Origin of the sequence: Streptomyces sp. NBC_01451, from assembly GCF_036227485.1 — a bacterium.
GTDB lineage: Bacteria > Actinomycetota > Actinomycetes > Streptomycetales > Streptomycetaceae > Streptomyces.
Genome location: NZ_CP109479.1, coordinates 2,342,957 through 2,362,404, shown reverse-complemented (window position 1 = coordinate 2,362,404; position 19,448 = coordinate 2,342,957). Strand labels below are relative to the sequence as shown.

General features: G+C 69.4%; 12 protein-coding genes. 9 read left to right on the top strand and 3 right to left on the bottom strand.

All coding sequences use genetic code 11. The features are described 5' to 3' along the window. Positions 1-25: 25 nt before the first annotated feature. Entirely contained in the window at positions 26-2,773 is a 2,748-nt protein-coding gene (locus tag OG595_RS09950; RefSeq protein WP_329270150.1) for a SpoIIE family protein phosphatase, read from the bottom strand. A 319-nt stretch (positions 2,774-3,092) separates the two neighbouring features. On the opposite strand from OG595_RS09950, the gene OG595_RS09945 reads away from it, so the two are divergent. The 9 genes from OG595_RS09945 to OG595_RS09905 all read left to right on the top strand — a co-directional run bounded on the left by OG595_RS09945 (position 3,093) and on the right by OG595_RS09905 (position 17,718). Continuing rightward, positions 3,093-8,564 carry a HAMP domain-containing protein gene (locus OG595_RS09945; protein ID WP_329270148.1) on the top strand — a complete coding sequence of 1,824 codons (5,472 nt, stop codon included), beginning with the start codon at positions 3,093-3,095 and terminating at the stop codon, positions 8,562-8,564. 307 nt (positions 8,565-8,871) lie between these two features. Then, positions 8,872-9,558 (top strand): response regulator, encoded by a 687-nt coding sequence (locus OG595_RS09940; protein WP_329270145.1) that lies wholly within the window; start codon positions 8,872-8,874, stop codon positions 9,556-9,558. Between the two features lie 158 nt (positions 9,559-9,716). Next, complete coding sequence (locus OG595_RS09935) at positions 9,717-12,437, top strand: DNA translocase FtsK (RefSeq protein ID WP_443072991.1); 2,721 nt, start codon at positions 9,717-9,719, stop codon at positions 12,435-12,437. Positions 12,438-12,707: 270 nt separating this feature from the next. Beyond that, complete coding sequence (locus OG595_RS09930; protein WP_329270142.1) at positions 12,708-13,562, top strand: helix-turn-helix domain-containing protein; 855 nt, start codon at positions 12,708-12,710, stop codon at positions 13,560-13,562. Between the two features lie 98 nt (positions 13,563-13,660). Continuing rightward, positions 13,661-15,232: a 30S ribosomal protein S12 methylthiotransferase RimO gene (gene rimO / locus OG595_RS09925; protein ID WP_329270140.1), complete on the top strand. Its 1,572-nt coding sequence runs from the start codon at positions 13,661-13,663 to the stop codon at positions 15,230-15,232. Next, positions 15,229-16,068, top strand: a complete 840-nt coding sequence (pgsA, locus tag OG595_RS09920) for a CDP-diacylglycerol--glycerol-3-phosphate 3-phosphatidyltransferase (RefSeq protein ID WP_329270137.1) — start codon at positions 15,229-15,231, stop codon at positions 16,066-16,068. The genes rimO and pgsA overlap by 4 nt, the downstream gene beginning before the upstream one ends. Further along, positions 16,065-16,610: a CinA family protein gene (locus OG595_RS09915; protein WP_329270135.1), complete on the top strand. Its 546-nt coding sequence runs from the start codon at positions 16,065-16,067 to the stop codon at positions 16,608-16,610. The genes pgsA and OG595_RS09915 overlap by 4 nt, the downstream gene beginning before the upstream one ends. 109 nt (positions 16,611-16,719) lie before the next feature. Then, positions 16,720-17,094 carry a helix-turn-helix domain-containing protein gene (locus OG595_RS09910; protein WP_164318274.1) on the top strand — a complete coding sequence of 125 codons (375 nt, stop codon included), beginning with the start codon at positions 16,720-16,722 and terminating at the stop codon, positions 17,092-17,094. Between the two features lie 309 nt (positions 17,095-17,403). Continuing rightward, a complete protein-coding gene (locus tag OG595_RS09905; RefSeq protein WP_329270131.1) occupies positions 17,404-17,718 on the top strand; it encodes a hypothetical protein in 315 nt (104 codons plus the stop codon). On the opposite strand, the gene OG595_RS09900 is transcribed toward OG595_RS09905, so the two are convergent. Both OG595_RS09900 and OG595_RS09895 read right to left on the bottom strand, forming a co-directional pair. Next, on the bottom strand, positions 17,666-18,430 hold the full coding sequence (locus OG595_RS09900) for an SDR family NAD(P)-dependent oxidoreductase (protein WP_329270129.1): 765 nt from the start codon (positions 18,428-18,430) through the stop codon (positions 17,666-17,668). The two genes, OG595_RS09905 and OG595_RS09900, sit on opposite strands and share 53 nt — an antisense overlap. A 109-nt stretch (positions 18,431-18,539) precedes the next feature. Next, the gene (locus tag OG595_RS09895; RefSeq protein WP_329270127.1) at positions 18,540-19,379 is read right to left on the bottom strand and encodes a DNA-formamidopyrimidine glycosylase family protein; all 840 of its coding nucleotides are present in this window, start codon (positions 19,377-19,379) and stop codon (positions 18,540-18,542) included. Positions 19,380-19,448: the final 69 nt, after the last annotated feature.

The window sequence follows — 19,448 nt, the reverse complement described above, 5'->3', positions numbered from 1 at the left end:
CTTCTGCATGCTCGTCGTCGGGCCGTCAGTCTTTCTGGAGGCCCGGCACGCGCATCGCCAGGATCGCCATGTCGTCGGACGGGGCGTCGGAGGCGAAGCGTTCGACGGCGCGCATGATCCGGGCCGCCACCGCGCCGGCCGTCAGGCCCGTGCACGTCGTCAGGACGTCCGCCAGGCCGTCGTCGCCCAGCATGCGGGTGCCCTCGCGGCGTTCCGTGACGCCGTCCGTGACGCACAGGAGGACATCGCCGGGGTCGAGGGTGATCGTCTGCTCGTACAGCTCCAGGTCCTCCAGGACGCCCAGGAGAGGCTGGGGTTCCGCTGCCGGCTCCACCGTGCCGTCCTGGCGCAGGCGGAGCGGGAGGGGATGGCCGGCGCAGACCACCTTCAGTACGGCGCTGCCGTCCTCCTGGGGCCACAACTCGCCGTACAGGAGGGTCAGGAAGCGGCTGCGGGCGCCCTCGTCGAGGATCGCCGAGTTGAGGCGCTCCAGGACCGCCGGGCCGCCGAAGCCCTCCCTTGCCAGCAGGCGGAGCGCGTGGCGGGCCAGTCCCGTCACCGCCGCGGCTTCCGGGCCCGTACCGCAGACGTCGCCGATGGCGAAGCCGTAGGCGCCGTCGCGGATGGGGAAGAGGTCGTAGAAGTCGCCGCCGACCTCGTTGCCCTCGCCGGCCGCGCGGTAGATGACCTCCACCTCCACGCCGTCGATCTCCGGCAACTCCGGAGGCAGAAGGCTGCGTTGGAGGGACTGGCTGATCGCGGTGCGTTCCGAGTAGAGGCGGGCGTTGTCCAGGGCCAGGGCGGCCCGGCGGCTCAAGTCCTCGGCCAGTTCCAGGATTTCCTGACGGAAGTGTTCGTCCGTCGGCTTGCCGAGGGTGAGCATGCCGATCACACGGTTGCGGGCGACCAGGGGGAGGACGACCGTCTCACCGCCGACTGCCGCCGCCGTGGCGAGAGTTGTACCGATGCCCGAACTGACCGAGGTGGGCGAGTTGAGGCCCAGGCTGCGCATGGACGTACGCAGGGCCGCCTGATGGGCTGCTCCTGCGGGGGCCGACCAGACGCGGGCGCCGGGAGTGGGGACCGGGTCCGGTGGGGCGATCTTCGACAGGAGGGCCTTGAGACCGTCGATGCGGTCCTCGTCCTCGTGCAGGACGTACGACAGGTACGGCTCCGAGGCCTGGTCGGCGATCGTGTAGACCGCGCACCAGGTCGCCAGGGTCGGGACCGTCATCTGGGCCATGAGCGCGAGGGTCTGGTCGCGGTCGAGTGTTCCGGCGAGGAGATCGGAAGCTTCGACCAGGAAGCTGAGAGAACCCCGCCGCAGGCGTTCCAGTTCGCCGAGACGTGCCGACTCCACCGCCAACGCGATGCGGTCCGCGGCGAACTGGAGGCGCAGCGCCTCCTCGTTCGTGAAGCGGGCGGGGGACTCGGCGGCGATGCCCAGGGAGCCGGTGAGGCGGCCTTCCACCTTCAGGGGGACGGTGATGACGGAGCGCATGCCCGTGCCGCTCAGGAGGGGGACGGCCCCCGGGACTGCCGAGAGGTCGTCGTGGACGGCCGGCATACGGGCCGAGCCGTAGCGGCCGGGGCCCGCCTCGACCGGGACGCGGGCGAAGCGCTGGCGGGCGGAGGGGAGGCCCGTCGAGGCCCGGACCTCCAGCTCGGTCTCGTCGTCCGTGGCGAGGAGCAGGAAGGCGGCGTCCGCGTCGAGCATGTCGCGGGCGCGTTCCACCGTGCGCTGGAGCAGACCGTCGAGGTCGTCCGGGGCCGGGGAACCGATGAACACCTCGAAGGGATCGGTGTTCGGGCCCTCGGAGCTCGACGTCGTGTCGGAGGAGCTGCCGCGCAACGGGGTCTGCAGGACCGCCCGTTCGTGGTCGCGTACGAGGAGGCAGACCGTCGAGGGCTCGCCGTCCGTGTCGCGGACGCGGAGGTGGGAGGCGTACACCGGGATGACGCGGCCGGTGGCGCCCCTTATGCCGTAACTGCCTTCCCAGCGGGAGAGCTGGAGGGCCTCGGCGATACCGGTGCCGGTGCCGGGGGTGTGCGGCCAGGCGGCGAGGTCGGTGAGAGGTTTGCCGATGACCGACTCGGGCGCGTAGCCGAAGAGTTCGTCGGCGTCCTCGTTCCAGGCCGCGATGGAGCCGGTGCGGTCGATCTGGACGACCGCGACCCGGACCCGGCCGTCGGCCAGCGGGAGGAGGGCGGCGGGGAGGGCCGGGCCCGCGGAACGGGTGCCCACCGCGCGTTCCGGGAGGTCGAGTTGGAACCAGACCTGTTTCTGCGTGGACGTGTACTCGACGCCCCAGCGTCCGGCCAGCGCCGCGCACAGCTGGAGGCCGCGGCCTCCCTCCCGGTCGGGGCTGCCCATGTTGACGGGCGACCCCTGGAGAGGGATCTCGCGCTCGGGGTAGCGGTCGGCCACCTCGATGCGGACGCCGTCGTCACTGCGTAGACACAGGACGTCCGCGGAGGTGCCCGCGTGGATCACCGCGTTGGTCACCAGTTCGCTCGTGAGGACCACTGCGTCGTCGATGATGTCGGCGAAGCCCCAGCCCTGCAGGGTGTCGCGGACGAAGGAACGGGCGGTCGCTACGGATCGCCCGACGGGGGCGAAGGTGGCGGCCGCGCGCGCGGTGATCACAGAACTCCTCGTCCGGTTGTCGGCATGCAGTGTGCCGGGGCCGACCCGTTCCTGCCGGGGCAGGGTCTGGTTCCCCGTCGGCCGGGGATCCTGGGGTGTTTCCCCGGGATGCAGTCCGGTGGTCATGGTGCGGTGCCCCTCCGATGCCTGCCCGCTCGTGGTCGTGCCACCGCCCAGACCGGACGGACCGGTGTGGCTGGACAGCCGTATGCCAGGTTACTTACCTTCGCGGTCCATGCGGATGCAGGTCTGCAGTGTTTACGTCCCCAGAGTGTGCGGACGGTGTGCGAAGCTGCCGAACTGTTATGGCCGGGTTCGGACAGGGTGAAACACTGGGCAGGCTCCAGGAGAAGGTCTAGGCACGACTGGCAGTATCCGGGTACGCCCGGGTGACGGCAGCAGAGCACCCAGAGCAGTAACGGTCGACCCCTGCGGGAGGGACACAGTGGAGTCTGGCGCAGCGACGCGGGGCACGAAAACGCGCGCGAAAGGCGGACAACCCCTGAGTAACCGTCGTAAACCACGCAATGGAACGACCGAGGTGGACACGGCTTCTCTGGATCGGCTGCTGTCGGCCCTGGAGTCGATGCGCGACGGGAACTTCCGGAAACGCCTCACGGTGTCCGGTGACGGTGTCATGTCGGAGATCTCCGCGGTCTTCAACGAGGTGGCCGACCGTAATCTCCATCTGACGGGTGAATTGTCGCGTGTGCGGCGCATGGTGGGGCGCGAGGGGAAGCTGACCGAGCGGCTGGAGGCGGGTGCCAGCGAGGGCTCGTGGGCCGTGGCGATCGACGCCTCGAACGCGCTGGTCGACGATCTCGTACGTCCGGTCTCCGAGGTCGGCCGGGTGCTGAGCGCGGTCGCGGAGGGCGATCTGTCGCCCCGGATGGAGCTGCGCGCGCCGGCCGCGGACGGCAGCGGGCACCCGCTGCGCGGGGAGTTCCTCAAGGTCGGGCGCACGGTCAACAACCTTGTCGACCAGTTGTCGACCTTCACCGACGAGGTCACTCGGGTGGCCAGCGAGGTCGGTACGGAGGGCAAGCTGGGCGGTCAGGCCCAGGTGCGCGGGATGTCCGGTTCGTGGCGGGACCTCACGGACTCGGTCAACACCATGGCGTACCGGCTGACGGCGCAGGTGCGGGACATCGCGCTGGTGACGACGGCGGTCGCCAAGGGTGATCTGTCACGGAAGGTCACGGTTCACGTGGCCGGCGAGATGCTGGAACTGAAGAACACCGTCAACACGATGGTCGACCAGTTGTCGTCCTTCTCCTCCGAGGTGACGCGAGTCGCGCGCGAGGTGGGTACGGAGGGTGAGCTCGGCGGTCAGGCGCAGGTGCCTGGTGTGGACGGGGTGTGGAAGGACCTCACCGATTCGGTGAACCTCATGGCCGGCAACCTGACGGCCCAGGTGCGCGGGATCGCGCAGGTGACGACCGCGGTCGCCAACGGTGATCTGTCGCAGAAGGTGACGGTTTCGGCGCGCGGCGAGGTCGCCCAGCTCGCCGAGACGATCAACCAGATGACCGAGACGCTGCGGACGTTCGCGGACGAGGTCACCCGGGTCGCCAACGAGGTCGGTGGCGAGGGGCGGCTCGGCGGGCAGGCGAATGTGCCGGGTGCGGCGGGTACATGGAAGGACCTGACGGACTCCGTCAACACGGTCTTCCGGAATCTCACCACCCAGGTGCGGGACATCGCCGCCGTGACGACCGCTGTGGCCAGCGGTGACCTGTCGCAGAAGGTCAGCGTCGAGGTCGCCGGCGAGATGCTGGAGCTGAAGAACACCGTCAACGGGATGGTCGACCAGCTGTCCGCGTTCGGTGCCGAGGTCACGCGGGTGGCGCGGGAGATCGGTGTCGAGGGTGAGCTGGGCGGCCAGGCCCAGGTGCCGGGTGCGGCGGGTACGTGGAAGGACCTGACGGACTCCGTCAACACGGCGTTCAGGAACCTCACCGGACAGGTGAGGAACATCGCCCAGGTGACGACCGCTGTGGCCAACGGTGACCTGTCCCAGAAGGTCACCGTCGACGTCTCCGGCGAGATGCTTCAGCTGAAGAACACCGTGAACACGATGGTGGACCAGCTGTCCAGCTTCGCCGACCAGGTGACGCGGATGGCCCGTGACGTGGGTACGGAGGGCCGCCTCGGCGGTCAGGCGCGCGTGGACGGCGTGTCCGGTACGTGGAAGGAACTCACCGACTCCGTCAACTTCATGGGCGGCAACCTGACGTCCCAGGTGCGGCAGATCGCCCAGGTGACGACTGCCGTGGCCCGGGGTGACCTGTCCCAGAAGATCGATGTCGACGCGCGCGGCGAGATCCTTGAGCTGAAGAACACGATCAACACCATGGTCGATCAGCTCTCGGCCTTCGCCGACCAGGTGACCCGGGTCGCCCGTGACGTGGGTACGGAGGGCCGCCTCGGCGGTCAGGCGCAGGTGCCCGGCGTCGCCGGTGTGTGGCGGGATCTCACCGACTCCGTGAACGGCATGGCCGGCAACCTCACGGCCCAGGTGCGCAACATCGCCCAGGTGGCGACCGCGGTGGCCCGGGGCGACCTGTCCCAGAAGATCACCGTGGACGCGCGCGGGGAGATCCTGGAGCTCAAGAACACCCTGAACACGATGGTTGATCAACTGTCGTCGTTCGCCCAGGAGGTCACGCGAGTCGCGCGCGAGGTGGGTACGGAGGGCATGCTCGGCGGTCAGGCCGAGGTGCAGGGTGTCTCCGGCACCTGGAAGGACCTCACGCAGTCCGTGAACTTCATGGCGAACAACCTGACGATCCAGGTGCGCAACATCGCCGAGGTCACGACCGCCGTCGCCAAGGGCGACCTGTCGAAGAAGATCACTGTTGACGCGAAGGGCGAGATCCTCGAACTCGTCACGACGGTCAACACCATGGTTGATCAACTGTCGTCGTTCGCCGAGCAGGTGACCCGGGTGGCCCGCGAGGTGGGCACCGAGGGCATCCTCGGCGGCCAGGCCCACGCGTCCGGCGTCACGGGCATCTGGAAGGACCTCACCGACAACGTCAACCTGATGGCCAACAACCTGACCGTGCAGGTGCGGAACATCTCCCAGGTCGCGGCGGCCGTCGCCAACGGCGACCTGACGCGGACGGTGACGATCGAGGCGCGCGGCGAGGTCGCGCAGCTCGCCGACACCTTCAACACCATGGTGAAGACACTGAGTTCGTTCGCCGACCAGGTCACCAAGGTGGCCCGTGAGGTGGGTACGGACGGCATCCTCGGCGGACAGGCGCGGGTGCCGGGTGTGGCCGGTACCTGGAAGGACCTCACCGAGTCGGTGAACGGGATGGCGTCCAACCTGACCGGTCAGGTGCGCAACATCGCCATGGTGACGACGGCCATCGCCAAGGGCGACCTGACCAAGAAGATCGACATCGACGCCCGCGGCGAGATCCTTGAGCTCAAGACGACGATCAACACCATGGTCGACCAGCTGTCGTCCTTCGCCGAGGAGGTCACCCGGGTCGCCCGTGAGGTGGGTACGGAGGGCCAGCTCGGCGGCCAGGCACGCGTGCGTGACGTCGACGGCACCTGGCGCGACCTCACCGAGTCGGTGAACGAGATGGCCGGGAACCTCACCCGGCAGGTGCGTGCCATCGCGCGCGTGGCGACCGCGGTGACCCGCGGCGACCTCAACCTGAAGATCGACGTGGACGCCTCCGGCGAGATCCAGGAGCTTCAGGACTACATCAACAAGATGATCGCCAACCTGCGCGACACCACGATCGCCAACAAGGAACAGGACTGGCTCAAGGGCAACCTTGCCCGTATCTCCGCCCTGATGCAGGGCCGCCGGGACCTCGACGACGTGGCCTCGCTGATCATGAGTGAGCTGACGCCGGTCGTCACCGCACAGCACGGCGCGTTCTTCCTGGCGATGCGGACGGTCGACGGCAAGGACCCGGGAGGCGCCCCGGACAACGCGTACGAGCTGCGCATGCTCGGCTCGTACGGCTACTCCATGGGCTCCATGCCGACCTCCTTCCGGCCCGGTGAGGCGCTGGTCGGGACCGCTGCCGAGGAGAAGCGCACGATCCTCGTGGAGAACGCGCCGAGCGGCTATCTGAAGATCTCCTCCGGGCTCGGCGAGGCGCCGCCCGCGCAGGTGATCGTGCTGCCGCTGCTGTTCGAGGGCAAGGTGCTCGGGGTCATCGAACTGGCGTCGTTCACGCCGTTCACGCAGATCCAGAAGGACTTCCTCAACCAGATCGCCGAGATGATCGCGACCAGTGTCAACACCATCTCCGTCAATACCAAGACGGAGGTGCTGCTGAAGCAGTCGCAGGAGCTGACCGAGCAGTTGAGGGAGCGCTCGGCCGAGCTGGAGAACCGGCAGAAGGCGCTTCAGTCGTCCAACGCGGAGCTGGAGGAGAAGGCCGAGCTGCTGGCCCAGCAGAACCGCGACATCGAGGTCAAGAACACGGAGATCGAGGAGGCGCGGCAGGTCCTGGAGGAGCGCGCCGAGCAGCTCGCCGTGTCGATGCGCTACAAGAGCGAGTTCCTCGCCAACATGTCGCACGAGCTGCGTACGCCGCTCAACTCGCTGCTGATCCTGGCCAAGCTGCTCGCCGACAACGCGGACACCAACCTCACCCCGAAGCAGGTCGAGTTCGCGGAGACGATCCACGGGGCGGGCTCGGACCTGCTCCAGCTGATCAACGACATCCTCGACCTGTCGAAGGTCGAGGCGGGCAAGATGGACGTCTCCCCGACGCGCATCGCGCTCGTGCAGCTCGTCGACTACGTGGAGGCCACCTTCCGTCCGCTGACCGCGGAGAAGCGCCTCGACTTCTCCGTACGGGTCTCGCCGGACCTGCCCGCCACGCTGCACACCGACGAGCAGCGACTGCTCCAGGTGCTGCGCAACCTGCTGTCCAACGCGGTGAAGTTCACCGACTCGGGAGCGGTCGAGCTGGTCATCCGGCCGGCCGGCGCGGAGGTCCCGGTGGCCATCCGGGAGCAGCTGCTGGAGGCGGGCTCGCTGCGGGACGCGGACGCCGACATGATCGCGTTCTCGGTGACCGACACGGGCATCGGAATCGCGGCCAGCAAGATGCGGGTGATCTTCGAGGCGTTCAAGCAGGCGGACGGCACGACCAGCCGCAAGTACGGCGGTACGGGTCTGGGGCTGTCCATCTCGCGGGAGATCGCGCGACTGCTCGGCGGGGAGATCCACGCGCAGAGCGAGCCGGGCCGTGGCTCGACGTTCACGCTGTATTTGCCGCTGCACCCGAGTGAACTGCCCCCGCAGGGCTACGCGCAGCTGGCGCCGTCCCTGGAGGTCGGCGAGCTGCTGGCCTCCGAGGCGGAGCTGGCGGGGGCGGGCATCGAGACGCCGGCCGAGGTGAAGTCGTACCACGAGGCGCAGAACGGGCCCGCCGCGCTCTTCAGGCGGCGCCGCAGGGCTGTGTCGGTGACCGAACTGAACGCGTCCTCCAGGGCCAACGGGCATTGGGCGGCGGCGGAACAGGAGGCTCCGCAGCAGCCGCGCCGCAGCATCCAGTTCGACGGCGAGAAGGTGCTGATCGTCGACGACGACATCCGCAACGTGTTCGCGCTGACGAGCGTCCTGGAGCAGCACGGGCTGTCGGTGCTGTATGCGGAGAACGGCCGGGAAGGCATCGAAGTCCTGGAACAGCACGACGATGTGACAGTCGTACTGATGGACATCATGATGCCGGAGATGGACGGGTACGCGACGACCACGGCGATCCGCAGGATGCCGCAGTTCGCCGGGCTCCCGATCATCGCGCTGACCGCCAAGGCGATGAAGGGCGACCGGGAGAAGGCGATCGAGTCGGGGGCCTCGGACTATGTGACCAAGCCCGTCGATCCCGATCACCTGCTGTCGGTGATGGAGCAGTGGATGCGAGCGGAGTGACGGTTGAGCTGGGTGTTTCCGGCACGCTGACGGGAACCCCCGGTGTTCACGCGGAGTTGCTGACTCAGTGTGGCCGAAGCCGTGTAGAAGTACGGGATTCGGGGAACCTTCTGGTCTCCCGCTACGTTTCTGCTACGTGCACAGTGACATCGCGGTGACAGGGTGTGGCGACGGGCAGGGTGCGGCTACCATGACCGGCACGAGGACGGGCGGCGCAAGGGAGCCGTCCCCTGGGGCGGCGCCGGGCGGTGCTGCCCCAAGTCCTGAGGACAGGGGAGGCCCCAAGCCGGGGCGAGGAGGGCGGGCCATGGTGCAGAAGGCCAAGATCCTCCTGGTCGATGACCGGCCGGAGAATCTGCTGGCGCTGGAGGCCATCCTCTCTGCGTTGGATCAGACACTGGTGCGGGCATCGTCCGGGGAGGAAGCGCTCAAGGCACTTCTGACGGACGACTTCGCGGTCATTCTGCTGGATGTCCAGATGCCGGGCATGGACGGCTTCGAGACGGCCGCTCACATCAAGCGGCGGGAGCGGACCCGGGACATCCCGATCATCTTCCTCACCGCGATCAACCACGGTCCGCATCACACCTTCCGGGGATATGCGGCGGGTGCGGTGGACTACATCTCCAAGCCGTTCGACCCGTGGGTGCTGCGGGCGAAGGTCTCGGTGTTCGTCGAGCTCTATATGAAGAACTGCCAACTCCGGGAGCAGGCGGCCCTGTTGCGGCTGCAGCTGGAGGGCGGTGGCGGCAAGCCCTCGGTCGGTGCGGCCAAGGAACCGGCGGGTCTGCTCGCCGAGCTCTCCGCGCGGCTCGCGGCCGTCGAGGAACAGGCCGAGGCGCTGTCCAAACAGCTCGACGACGAGTCGGCGGACGCGGCCGCGGTGGCCACGGCAGCCCATCTCGAACGCAAACTGACCGGCCTGCGCCGTGCTCTGGACGCGCTCGAACCGGGTACCGGCAGCGGCGCGCCCACGGTGCCGTCGCCGAACTGATCCGCGCACCGGTCGTCACCTCTCGCACAGAACTCACCCGCACATCGAGCGCAGTTGCGCGTGAGCACGTGTCAGTTTCGTGCTCACGCAGGGGCGACACGAACGGGTGAAGCAGTAGGCACACGTGTCTGCCGACGTCTCCCGGTAACCTCACACACATGGCCTCACGTCCTTCCGCAGCCAAGAAGCCGCCCGCGAAGAAGGCAGCCGTGCCCGGGAAGGCTCCGGCGAGGAAGGCCGCGGCGAAAAAAGCCCCCGCGAAGAAGGCACCCGCCAAGAGAGCGGCGGCGAAGAAGGCCGCGCCCCCTCCGGCACCCAGCCCCACCGGGGGCGTCTACCGACTCGTACGCGCCCTGTGGCTCGGCATCGCGCACGCCGTCGGTGCCGTGTTCCGCGGCATAGGGCAGGGTGCGAAGAACCTCGACCCGGCACACCGGAAGGACGGCGTGGCACTGCTGCTGCTCGCCCTCGCGCTGATCGTCGCCGCGGGCACCTGGTCCAACCTGCGCGGACCCGTCGGTGATCTCGTCGAGATGCTGGTGACCGGCGCGTTCGGCCGCCTCGACCTGCTCGTGCCGATACTGCTCGCGGTCATCGCCGTACGGTTCATCAGGCACCCCGAGAAGCCCGACGCCAACGGCCGGATCGTCATCGGCCTGTCGGCGCTCGTCATCGGTGTGCTCGGGCAGGTCCACATCGCGTGCGGTGCCCCCGCGCGCAGCGACGGCATGCAGGCCATAAGGGACGCCGGCGGGCTCATCGGCTGGGGAGCGGCGACTCCGCTGACGTACACCATGGGCGAGGTTCTCGCCGTACCGCTGCTGGTGCTGCTCACCGTCTTCGGGCTGCTCGTCGTCACCGCGACGCCCGTCAACGCGATTCCGCAGCGGCTGCGGCAGCTCGGGATCCGGCTGGGCATCCTCCGCGACCCCGAGGAGGACGGGCTCTCGGGGGACGACGAGCGGTACGACGACCAGTGGCGCGAGTCGCTGCCCGGGCGCCCCCGCGGGTCCGCCCCCGAGGAGTACGACCCGGACAGTGCCGAGCAGGAGGCGCTCTCCAGGCGCCGGAGCCGCCCCCGGCGCTCCGCGGTGCGCCAGCCCGACCTCGGGCGGCCGATGGACGCCGTGGACGTCGCAGCGGCCGCCGCTGCCGCGCTCGACGGGGCCGTCCTGCACGGCATGCCGCCCTCGCCGATCGTCGCCGACCTCACCCAGGGGGTGAGCACGGGCGGCGACCGCGAGGAGACGACCCCGACGCCCACTCCCGTCCCAGGGGCACGCCCCAGGCAGGAGAAGCTCAAGGCGGAACCGGTCAGGACCGGGGTCCCCGACCTCACGAAGGCCCCGCCGGAGACGATGCGCGACCTCCCGCCGCGTGCCGAGCAGCTCCAGCTCTCCGGGGACATCACGTACGCGCTGCCGTCCCTCGACCTGCTGGAGCGCGGCGGCCCCGGCAAGACCCGCAGCGCGGCGAACGACGTGGTGGTGGCCTCCCTCTCGAACGTCTTCATGGAGTTCAAGGTCGACGCCGCGGTCACCGGCTTCACCCGTGGTCCGACGGTCACCCGGTACGAGGTGGAACTGGGCCCCGCGGTGAAGGTCGAGCGGATCACCGCCCTCACCAAGAACATCGCCTACGCCGTCGCCAGCCCCGACGTACGGATCATCAGTCCGATCCCCGGCAAGTCGGCGGTCGGCATCGAGATCCCCAACACCGACCGCGAGATGGTCAATCTGGGGGACGTGCTCAGGCTGGCCGACGCGGCCGAGGACGACCATCCGATGCTGGTCGCGCTCGGCAAGGACGTCGAGGGCGGCTATGTGATGGCCAACCTCGCGAAGATGCCGCACCTGCTCGTCGCAGGTGCGACCGGTTCGGGTAAATCGTCCTGTATCAACTGTCTGATCACATCGGTCATGGTCCGGGCGACCCCTGAGGACGTCCGTATGGTCCTCGTCGACCCCAAGCGCGTCGAGCTGACCGCGTACGAGGGCATCCCGCACCTGATCACGCCGATCATCACCAACCCGAAGCGGGCCGCGGAGGCGCTCCAGTGGGTCGTACGGGAAATGGATCTGCGGTACGACGATCTGGCCGCGTTCGGATACCGGCACATCGACGACTTCAACGAGGCCATCAGGAACGGCAAGGTCAAGCTGCCCGAGGGCAGTGAGCGTGAGCTTCAGCCGTATCCGTATCTGCTGGTGATCGTCGACGAGCTCGCCGACCTGATGATGGTGGCCCCCAGGGACGTCGAGGACGCGATCGTGCGCATCACGCAGCTCGCGCGCGCGGCCGGCATCCACCTGGTCCTCGCCACCCAGCGGCCGTCCGTCGACGTGGTGACCGGGTTGATCAAGGCGAACGTGCCGTCGAGGCTCGCCTTCGCCACCTCCTCCCTGGCCGACTCGCGGGTCATCCTCGACCAGCCCGGCGCCGAGAAGCTGATCGGCAAGGGCGACGGGCTGTTCCTGCCGATGGGGGCCAACAAGCCCACCCGTATGCAGGGTGCCTTCGTGACCGAGGACGAGGTCGCGGTGATCGTCCAGCACTGCAAGGACCAGATGGCACCGGTCTTCCGGGACGACGTCACCGTGGGCACCAAGCAGAAGAAGGAGGTCGACGAGGAGATCGGCGACGACCTCGAACTGCTGTGCGCGGCGGCCGAACTCGTCGTCACCAGCCAGTTCGGGTCCACGTCGATGCTCCAGCGCAAGCTGCGGGTCGGGTTCGCCAAGGCGGGACGGCTGATGGACCTCATGGAGACCCGGGGGATCGTCGGGCCGAGCGAGGGGTCCAAGGCGCGTGACGTTCTTGTGAAGGCTGACGGGCTGGACGAGATGCTCGCGGTGATTCGTGGGCAGGCTGACTCCTAGGGAGTCGTCCGGTGAACGGGTGTCCGTGTGTGCGGCAACCGGGTGGTCGATCGTGACTCACTCGTAAGGGATCATTGAGCAACCGTTTCCCTTCGGCGTACGTCAAGTTGAGGGAAGCGGCAGATCCTTGCCTCTCCATGACCTGGCCACCGGCGTGTCCTGGCCATTCCGATGGCGTACAAAGTCCGTCCGCCCGGTTGCCCCACTCATTCCGAACCCCCCTAAACTGAACTTCCAGCACAGGTGGCTAAACGCTCGAAAGGCGCCCCCGTGTCCATCGGCAACTCTCCACAAGACGAGCGTCCGTTCGAAGAAGACCGCGACGATCTGGAGGAAGCAGCCCGCCCTTCGATCGGTCGTGCCCTCCAGCAGGCGCGCATCGCGGCAGGGCTGACCGTCGACGACGTCAGTTCCGCCACCCGGGTCCGGATCGCCATCGTGCACGCGATCGAACAGGACGACTTCGCCCCCTGCGGCGGAGACGTCTACGCGCGCGGGCACATCCGAACCATCGCCCGTGCCGTCCAGCTCGACCCCGAGCCGCTCCTCGTACAGTTCGCCGACGCCCATGGCGGGCGTCCGGCGCCGACCCCCGCCGCGCCGATGTTCGAGGCGGAACGCATCCGTCCCGAGCGGCGCGGACCGAACTGGACCGCGGCGATGGTGGCCGCGATCGTCGCCGTGATCGGCTTCGTCGGCTTCACGCTGGTCAAGGGCGGTGACGGCGACGAGGGCACGCAGGCGCAGGTCGCCGAGGGCTCCACGCCCACGGCCAGCGCCTCGACCTCGGCCACCCCCAAGAAGGACAAGCCCGCCGACCCGAAGCCGGACCCGTCGGACAGCGCGATCGCGGCGGCGCCGCGCGACAAGGTGACCGTCCAGGTGAGCGCCGCGGACGGGCGCAGCTGGATCTCCGCCAAGGACCACAACGGCCGCCTGCTCTTCGACGGCCTGCTCAAGCAGGGCCAGTCCCAGACCTTCCAGGACAACGAGGAGATCAACCTCGTCCTGGGCGACGCGGGCGCCATCCAGCTGTACGTGAACGGCAAGAAGATCGAGGACGAGTTCCAGCCGGGTGCCGTGGAGCGGCTCACGTACACGAAGGGCGACCCCGAGGTCGGATAAGCGGTACCGCCCTTCGAGGGTTCACAGGTACGGGGTCGGCCGGGATCGGCTGGCCCCGTCGACGTGGGGTGTCAGTGGGACGAAGTAGTCTTGAGCCCATGCCTGAACGCCGTACCGTCGCACTTGTCACTCTTGGCTGCGCCCGTAACGAGGTGGACTCGGAGGAGCTCGCAGGCCGCTTGGAGGCGGACGGCTGGCAACTCGTGGAGGACGCCGAGGACGCGGACGTCGCCGTCGTCAACACCTGTGGCTTCGTCGAGGCCGCCAAGAAGGACTCCGTCGACGCCCTTCTGGAGGCCAACGACCTCAAGGGGCACGGCAGAACCCAGGCCGTCGTGGCGGTGGGCTGCATGGCCGAGCGGTACGGCAAGGAACTCGCCGAGGCCCTCCCCGAGGCGGACGGCGTGCTCGGCTTCGACGACTACGCCGACATCTCCGACCGCCTCCGGACCATCCTGAACGGCGGCATCCACGCCTCGCACACCCCGCGCGACCGCCGCAAGCTGCTGCCGATCAGCCCGGCGGAGCGGCAGGGCGCCGGTGCGGGGATCGCTCTTCCGGGGCACGGTGCCGCCGCGGACTCCGACACCGCCCCGGCCGCCGGTCCGGTGGAACCGGCCGAGGCTCCCGCCGACCTTCCCGAAGGCGTCGCTCCGGTCTCCGGCCCCCGTGCGCCACTGCGCCGGCGGCTCGACGGCGCGCCCGTCGCCTCGGTGAAGCTCGCTTCAGGCTGCGACCGGCGCTGCACGTTCTGCGCCATCCCGTCCTTCCGCGGCTCCTTCATCTCGCGTCGCCCCAGCGACGTACTGAACGAGACCAGGTGGCTCGCCGAGCAGGGCGTCAAGGAGGTCATGCTGGTCTCCGAGAACAACACCTCGTACGGCAAGGACCTGGGTGACATCCGGCTGCTGGAGTCGCTGCTGCCCGAGCTCGCGGGCGTCGACGGCATCGAGCGGGTGCGAGTGAGCTACCTCCAGCCCGCCGAGATGCGCCCGGGCCTCATCGACGTGCTGACCTCGACCCCGAAGGTCGCCCCCTACTTCGACCTCTCCTTCCAGCACTCCGCGCCCGACGTGCTGCGCGCGATGCGGCGCTTCGGTGACACGGACCGCTTTCTGGAGCTGCTCGACACCATTCGGAGCAAGGCGCCGCAGGCCGGCGTGCGGTCCAACTTCATCGTGGGCTTCCCGGGCGAGACCGAGGCCGATCTGGCGGAGCTGGAGCGGTTCCTGACCAACGCGCGTCTGGACGCCATCGGTGTCTTCGGGTATTCCGACGAGGACGGCACCGAAGCGGCGACGTACGAGAACAAGCTGGACGAGGACGTGGTCGAGGCGCGGCTCGCCCGGGTGTCGCGGCTCGCCGAGGAACTGGTCTCGCAGCGTGCGGAGGAGCGCGTCGGTGAGACGGTGCGCGTGCTGGTCGAGTCGGTCGGTGGCGAGGAGGGCGCGTACGGCCGTGGCGCGCACCAGGCGCCGGAGACCGACGGGCAGGTGCTGTTCACCAACTTCGAGGATTTCACGGGCCTCGACAGCGGCGAAGAGCTGAGTGTCGGTCGTATGGTCGAGGCGAAAGTGGTCGGCACGGAAGGTGTCGACCTGCTGGCCGAGCTGCTCCCCGGCTCGATCGGCTCGCTCGCGTGTTCGCATTCAGAGGAGGCAGCCAGATGACCGGAGTCCCGGCATCCGCAGCGGGCGGCTCCTCCAGCGCGCGGAACGCCAAGAGCGTGCCGGGTGCGGTGAGTGTGCCGGGCGTGATGGGTGCCACCGGGGCCGTCGGCCCCTCGGTCGCCCCCGCGCCCTTCGGCGCCACTGCGGGCTCCGGGGTGTCCGGGTCCCCTCCCGACCCCCTGGTTTCCGGTGATCAGGAGGGTGGGAAGGCGGTGCGTGGCGGGAAGCTGGGGGCCGCGGCCGTCAATCAGGCCAGCCTCTGGAACATCGCGAACATTCTTACGATGATCCGCCTGCTGCTTGTCCCGGGTTTCGTCGCGCTGATGCTGGCCGACGGCGGGTACGACCCGGCCTGGCGCTCGCTCGCCTGGGCGGCCTTCGCCGTCGCCATGATCACCGACATCTTCGACGGCCATCTGGCGCGCACGTACGACCTCGTCACCGACTTCGGGAAGATCGCCGACCCCATCGCCGACAAGGCGATCATGGGATCGGCGCTGATCTGTCTCTCCGCGCTCGGTGATCTGCCGTGGTGGGTGACCGGTGTGATCCTCGGTCGCGAGCTCGGGATCACGCTGCTGCGCTTCGTCGTGATCCGTTACGGCGTGATCCCCGCGAGCCGCGGAGGCAAGCTCAAGACGCTCACGCAGGGCGTGGCCGTAGGGATGTACGTGCTGGCTCTGACGGGACCGCTAGCCACCTTGAGGTTCTGGGTGATGGCCGCGGCGGTGGTGCTGACCGTGGTGACCGGGCTGGACTACGTAAGACAGGCCATTGTGCTGCGCAGGCAGGGAATCGCCGACCGCGCGGCCGCGTCCACGGAGGCGGAACGGTGAGTTCCGTCGCCGCCGACGTGGTGAGACTACTCACGGTGAGGGGTGAGACGCTCGCTGTCGCGGAGTCCCTCACCGGTGGTCTGGTCGCGGCGGAGATCACATCGGTGCCCGGCGCCTCCAAGGCGTTCCGGGGCGCGGTGACGGCGTACGCGACCGAACTGAAGCACCAGGTGCTGGGTGTCGACGCCGCGCTGCTGGCCGGCCGGGGAGCGGTGGATCCGCAGGTCGCGGCCCAGATGGCGGCCGGAGCCCGGAGGGTTCTCGGCGCCGACTGGGGTGTCGCGACGACCGGTGTCGCCGGCCCGGAGCCGCAGGACGGGCAGCCCGTCGGGACGGTTTTCGTGGCCGTGGACGGCCCTCGCACAGCGGATTCCCATGGGGAAAGTGGCGGAAAAGTGGCGGCGCTGCGGTTGAACGGCTCCCGGGCGGAAATTCGTATGGAGAGTGTACGGAGCGTACTCGCACTCCTCCTGGAGGAGATCGCGGGCGAACAGACCGGAAACGAGCGGGCACAGGATACGGAACAGAACGGGGGGACCTGATGTTTGCAGCCCTGAGTGAACACGACATCGCTCCCCGCACGGCCGCGGCGCAAGGCGGTACGGTGGGGCGTGAAGGATGCGGCTACACGGTCCGAGGAGGGAGCCACCGATGATTCTGCTCCGTCGCCTGTTGGGTGACGTGCTGCGTCGGCAGCGCCAGCGCCAGGGCCGTACTCTGCGCGAAGTCTCCTCGTCCGCCCGAGTCTCACTCGGCTATCTCTCCGAGGTGGAGCGGGGGCAGAAGGAGGCATCCTCCGAGCTGCTGTCCGCGATCTGCGACGCGCTGGACGTACGGATGTCCGAGCTCATGCGGGAAGTGAGCGACGATCTCGCTCTCGCCGAGCTGGCCCAGTCTGCTGCGGCCAACGAACCTGTGCCCACGCCGGTGCGTCCAAGGCTGGGTTCCGTATCGGTGGCCGGTGTGCCACCGGAACGGGTGACCATCAAGGCGCCCGCAGAAGCGGTGGATGTCGTCGCCGCCTGAGGTGCGCGATCAGTGAGTGTGTGAGAGCCCCGGCCGGGGCTCCTCCGGGCAGACCCGGGGGAGTGCGGTCGGGGTTTTCGCGTTGTGCGCACGCCCCCGGGCGCTCGCAGCGCGCTCGCCGCGCACTCTCGTGGGGGCCGTCCCCTGGTGCGTTTGCCGGTGGGTCGTACGGCGGTCATGGTGGGGAGGAGGCGGGCGCGTGCGGGTTTCCCGGGCGGCGCTCCCTGGGAAAGCGGTGCGCCTCTGTGCCGGTGATGCGCCCTGTGTTCAGGTGGGCGTGGCGTTCTAGCGTGGGGCTGGAGGTGGGCCATGGCGGTGCGGACAGTTCGCCGGGGGGCGCTGCTGGGGCTCGGTGTCGTGTGGTGGTGGGCCGTGCTGCGCCTCGCGCTGGCGCCCGGTGCGGGGGTGCTGGAGGGGACGGTCGCGGCCGGGGGGTGGGGCCTGAGCCTCCTGCCGGTGCACTGTGTGCCGAAGGCTCGGGCGGCGCGGGTCGTGGGGGTCGGGGCAGCGGTGCGGGGGCGCGCCGGTGCGGGAGTCGGTGGCGGTGCAGGGTCTACCGGGGCATCGCTGTCTACCAGGGCATCGCCACGCCGCCGTTCGGGCGGAGGATCTGGCCCGTCGTGAACGCCGACGCGTCGGACGCCAGGTGCAGTACCGCGTGGGCGACCTCCTCCGGTTCGCCGACCCGGCCCAGCGGGGCCATCCGGGACATCAGAGCCTCGGTGCGCGCCTGCGCCTCGCCGTCGTGGCGGTCGGTCATCGGGGTACGGATCCAGCCCGGCGCGACCGCGTTGACGCGGATGCCGTGGCGGCCGATCTCGGCGGCCAGCGTCTTCGTCAGCTGGACCACGGCTGCCTTCGCGACGCCGTAGCAGAGCAGGCCGGGGTTGCCCGTGTCGACGGCGCCCGAGGCCATGGTGACGATGCTGCCCCTGGTGTTCCGGGAGATCATCACGCGGGCCGCCTCCTGGCAGGCGTAGAGCACCCCCTTGAAGTTGATGCCGAGGACCCGGTCGAGATCCTCGTCGCGGGTCTCCAGGACGGGACTGCTGTGCATGATCCCGGCGACCGCCGCCATGACGTCCAGTCGCTCGCACGCGGCCACGGCCTGCCGGACCTGGGCCCGGTCGGTGACGTCCAGGTGATGGGTACGGGCTGTGCCGCCCATGCCCTTGATCAGGGTCGCCGTCTCGTGCAGTCCCTGCGCGTCCCGGTCGGCACAGTGCACCAGGGCGCCCGCCTCGGCGAGCAGTACGGCGGATGCGCGTCCGATGCCGCTGGCGGCCCCGGTGACGAATGCGGTGCGTCCGGTGAGGTCGTACGCCTGTACGGGCATGCTGGGACGGTACGAGGGTTTCTGACGGATCGTCAATTGGTCGTGCGGCTCCGGTCCGAGCGACGGGGGCGTGAGGGCGCGGTGCGATGCCAGCCGTACGGGTGCGGTGTCAGTCGTACGGGAGTGGCTTCCGCTGTGTCCTGGCGGCTCCGGGGGCGGGGGCCGGGCCCAGTTGGCAGGCCGGGCACCAGTAGGTGGGGCGTTCGCGGGAGCCGTCGCCCTGGTTGGCGACGCGGACGGGGGTTCGGCAGCGCAGACAGGGGCGCGGTGCCCGGCCGTACACGAAGAGGTCCTGGCCGCGGCGGCCCGTCGTACTGCGGACCGGGCGGTCCCGGTTGGCTTCGAGGAGCTTCTTCGCGAGGGCGGGCAGCTTCGCGGTGCGGTCGGCGGGCAGGGCGCCGACAGGGAGCCAGGGGGTGGCGCCCAGGAGGAAGCACAGCTCGCTCTTGTAGACGTTGCCGATGCCGGCGAGATTGCGCTGGTCGAGCAGCGCTTCGCCCAGAGAGCGGGCAGGGTCCGCGAGGAGGTTGGCGAGAGCCTGGTCGGGGTCCCAGTCCGGGCCCAGGAGGTCGGGGCCGAGATGGCCGACCGCCCGGTGTTCGTCGGTGGTGCGCAGCAGTTCGAGCACGGGGAGGCGGTAGCCGACGGCGGTGCGGTCCGCGGTGCCGAGGATCGCCCGGATCTGGTGGGACGGGCCGCCGCTCCAGCGTCGGCCGTTCTCGTACACCTTCCAGGCGCCGTCCATCCGCAGATGCGAGTGCAGGGTCAGGCCGCCCTCGACACGGGTGAGGAGGTGTTTGCCGCGCGGGGTGACCTCCAGGACGGCGCGGCCGGTGAGGTCGGCCGTGGCGTACCTGGGCACACGGAGGTCGGAACGGGTCAGTACCGTGCCGGCGAGTGCGTTGTGCAGTCGCTTCGCGGCCTGCCAGACCGTGTCACCTTCGGGCATGCATCCAGGGTGACATGCCGAGGTGGGACGGGGTCTTTAGCGGGGTAGTGGGCGAGCGGGGGAGCAGGC

Coding starts and splice junctions, on each gene's coding strand:
- OG595_RS09950 (WP_329270150.1), bottom strand. CDS start 2,773: ATGACCACCGGACTGCATCCCGGGGAAACACCCCAGGATCCCCGGCCG.
- OG595_RS09895 (WP_329270127.1), bottom strand. CDS start 19,379: ATGCCCGAAGGTGACACGGTCTGGCAGGCCGCGAAGCGACTGCACAAC.
- pgsA (WP_329270137.1), top strand. CDS start 15,229: ATGACCGGAGTCCCGGCATCCGCAGCGGGCGGCTCCTCCAGCGCGCGG.
- OG595_RS09935 (WP_443072991.1), top strand. CDS start 9,717: ATGGCCTCACGTCCTTCCGCAGCCAAGAAGCCGCCCGCGAAGAAGGCA.
- OG595_RS09905 (WP_329270131.1), top strand. CDS start 17,404: ATGGCGGTGCGGACAGTTCGCCGGGGGGCGCTGCTGGGGCTCGGTGTC.
- OG595_RS09910 (WP_164318274.1), top strand. CDS start 16,720: ATGATTCTGCTCCGTCGCCTGTTGGGTGACGTGCTGCGTCGGCAGCGC.
- OG595_RS09900 (WP_329270129.1), bottom strand. CDS start 18,430: ATGCCCGTACAGGCGTACGACCTCACCGGACGCACCGCATTCGTCACC.
- OG595_RS09940 (WP_329270145.1), top strand. CDS start 8,872: ATGGTGCAGAAGGCCAAGATCCTCCTGGTCGATGACCGGCCGGAGAAT.
- rimO (WP_329270140.1), top strand. CDS start 13,661: ATGCCTGAACGCCGTACCGTCGCACTTGTCACTCTTGGCTGCGCCCGT.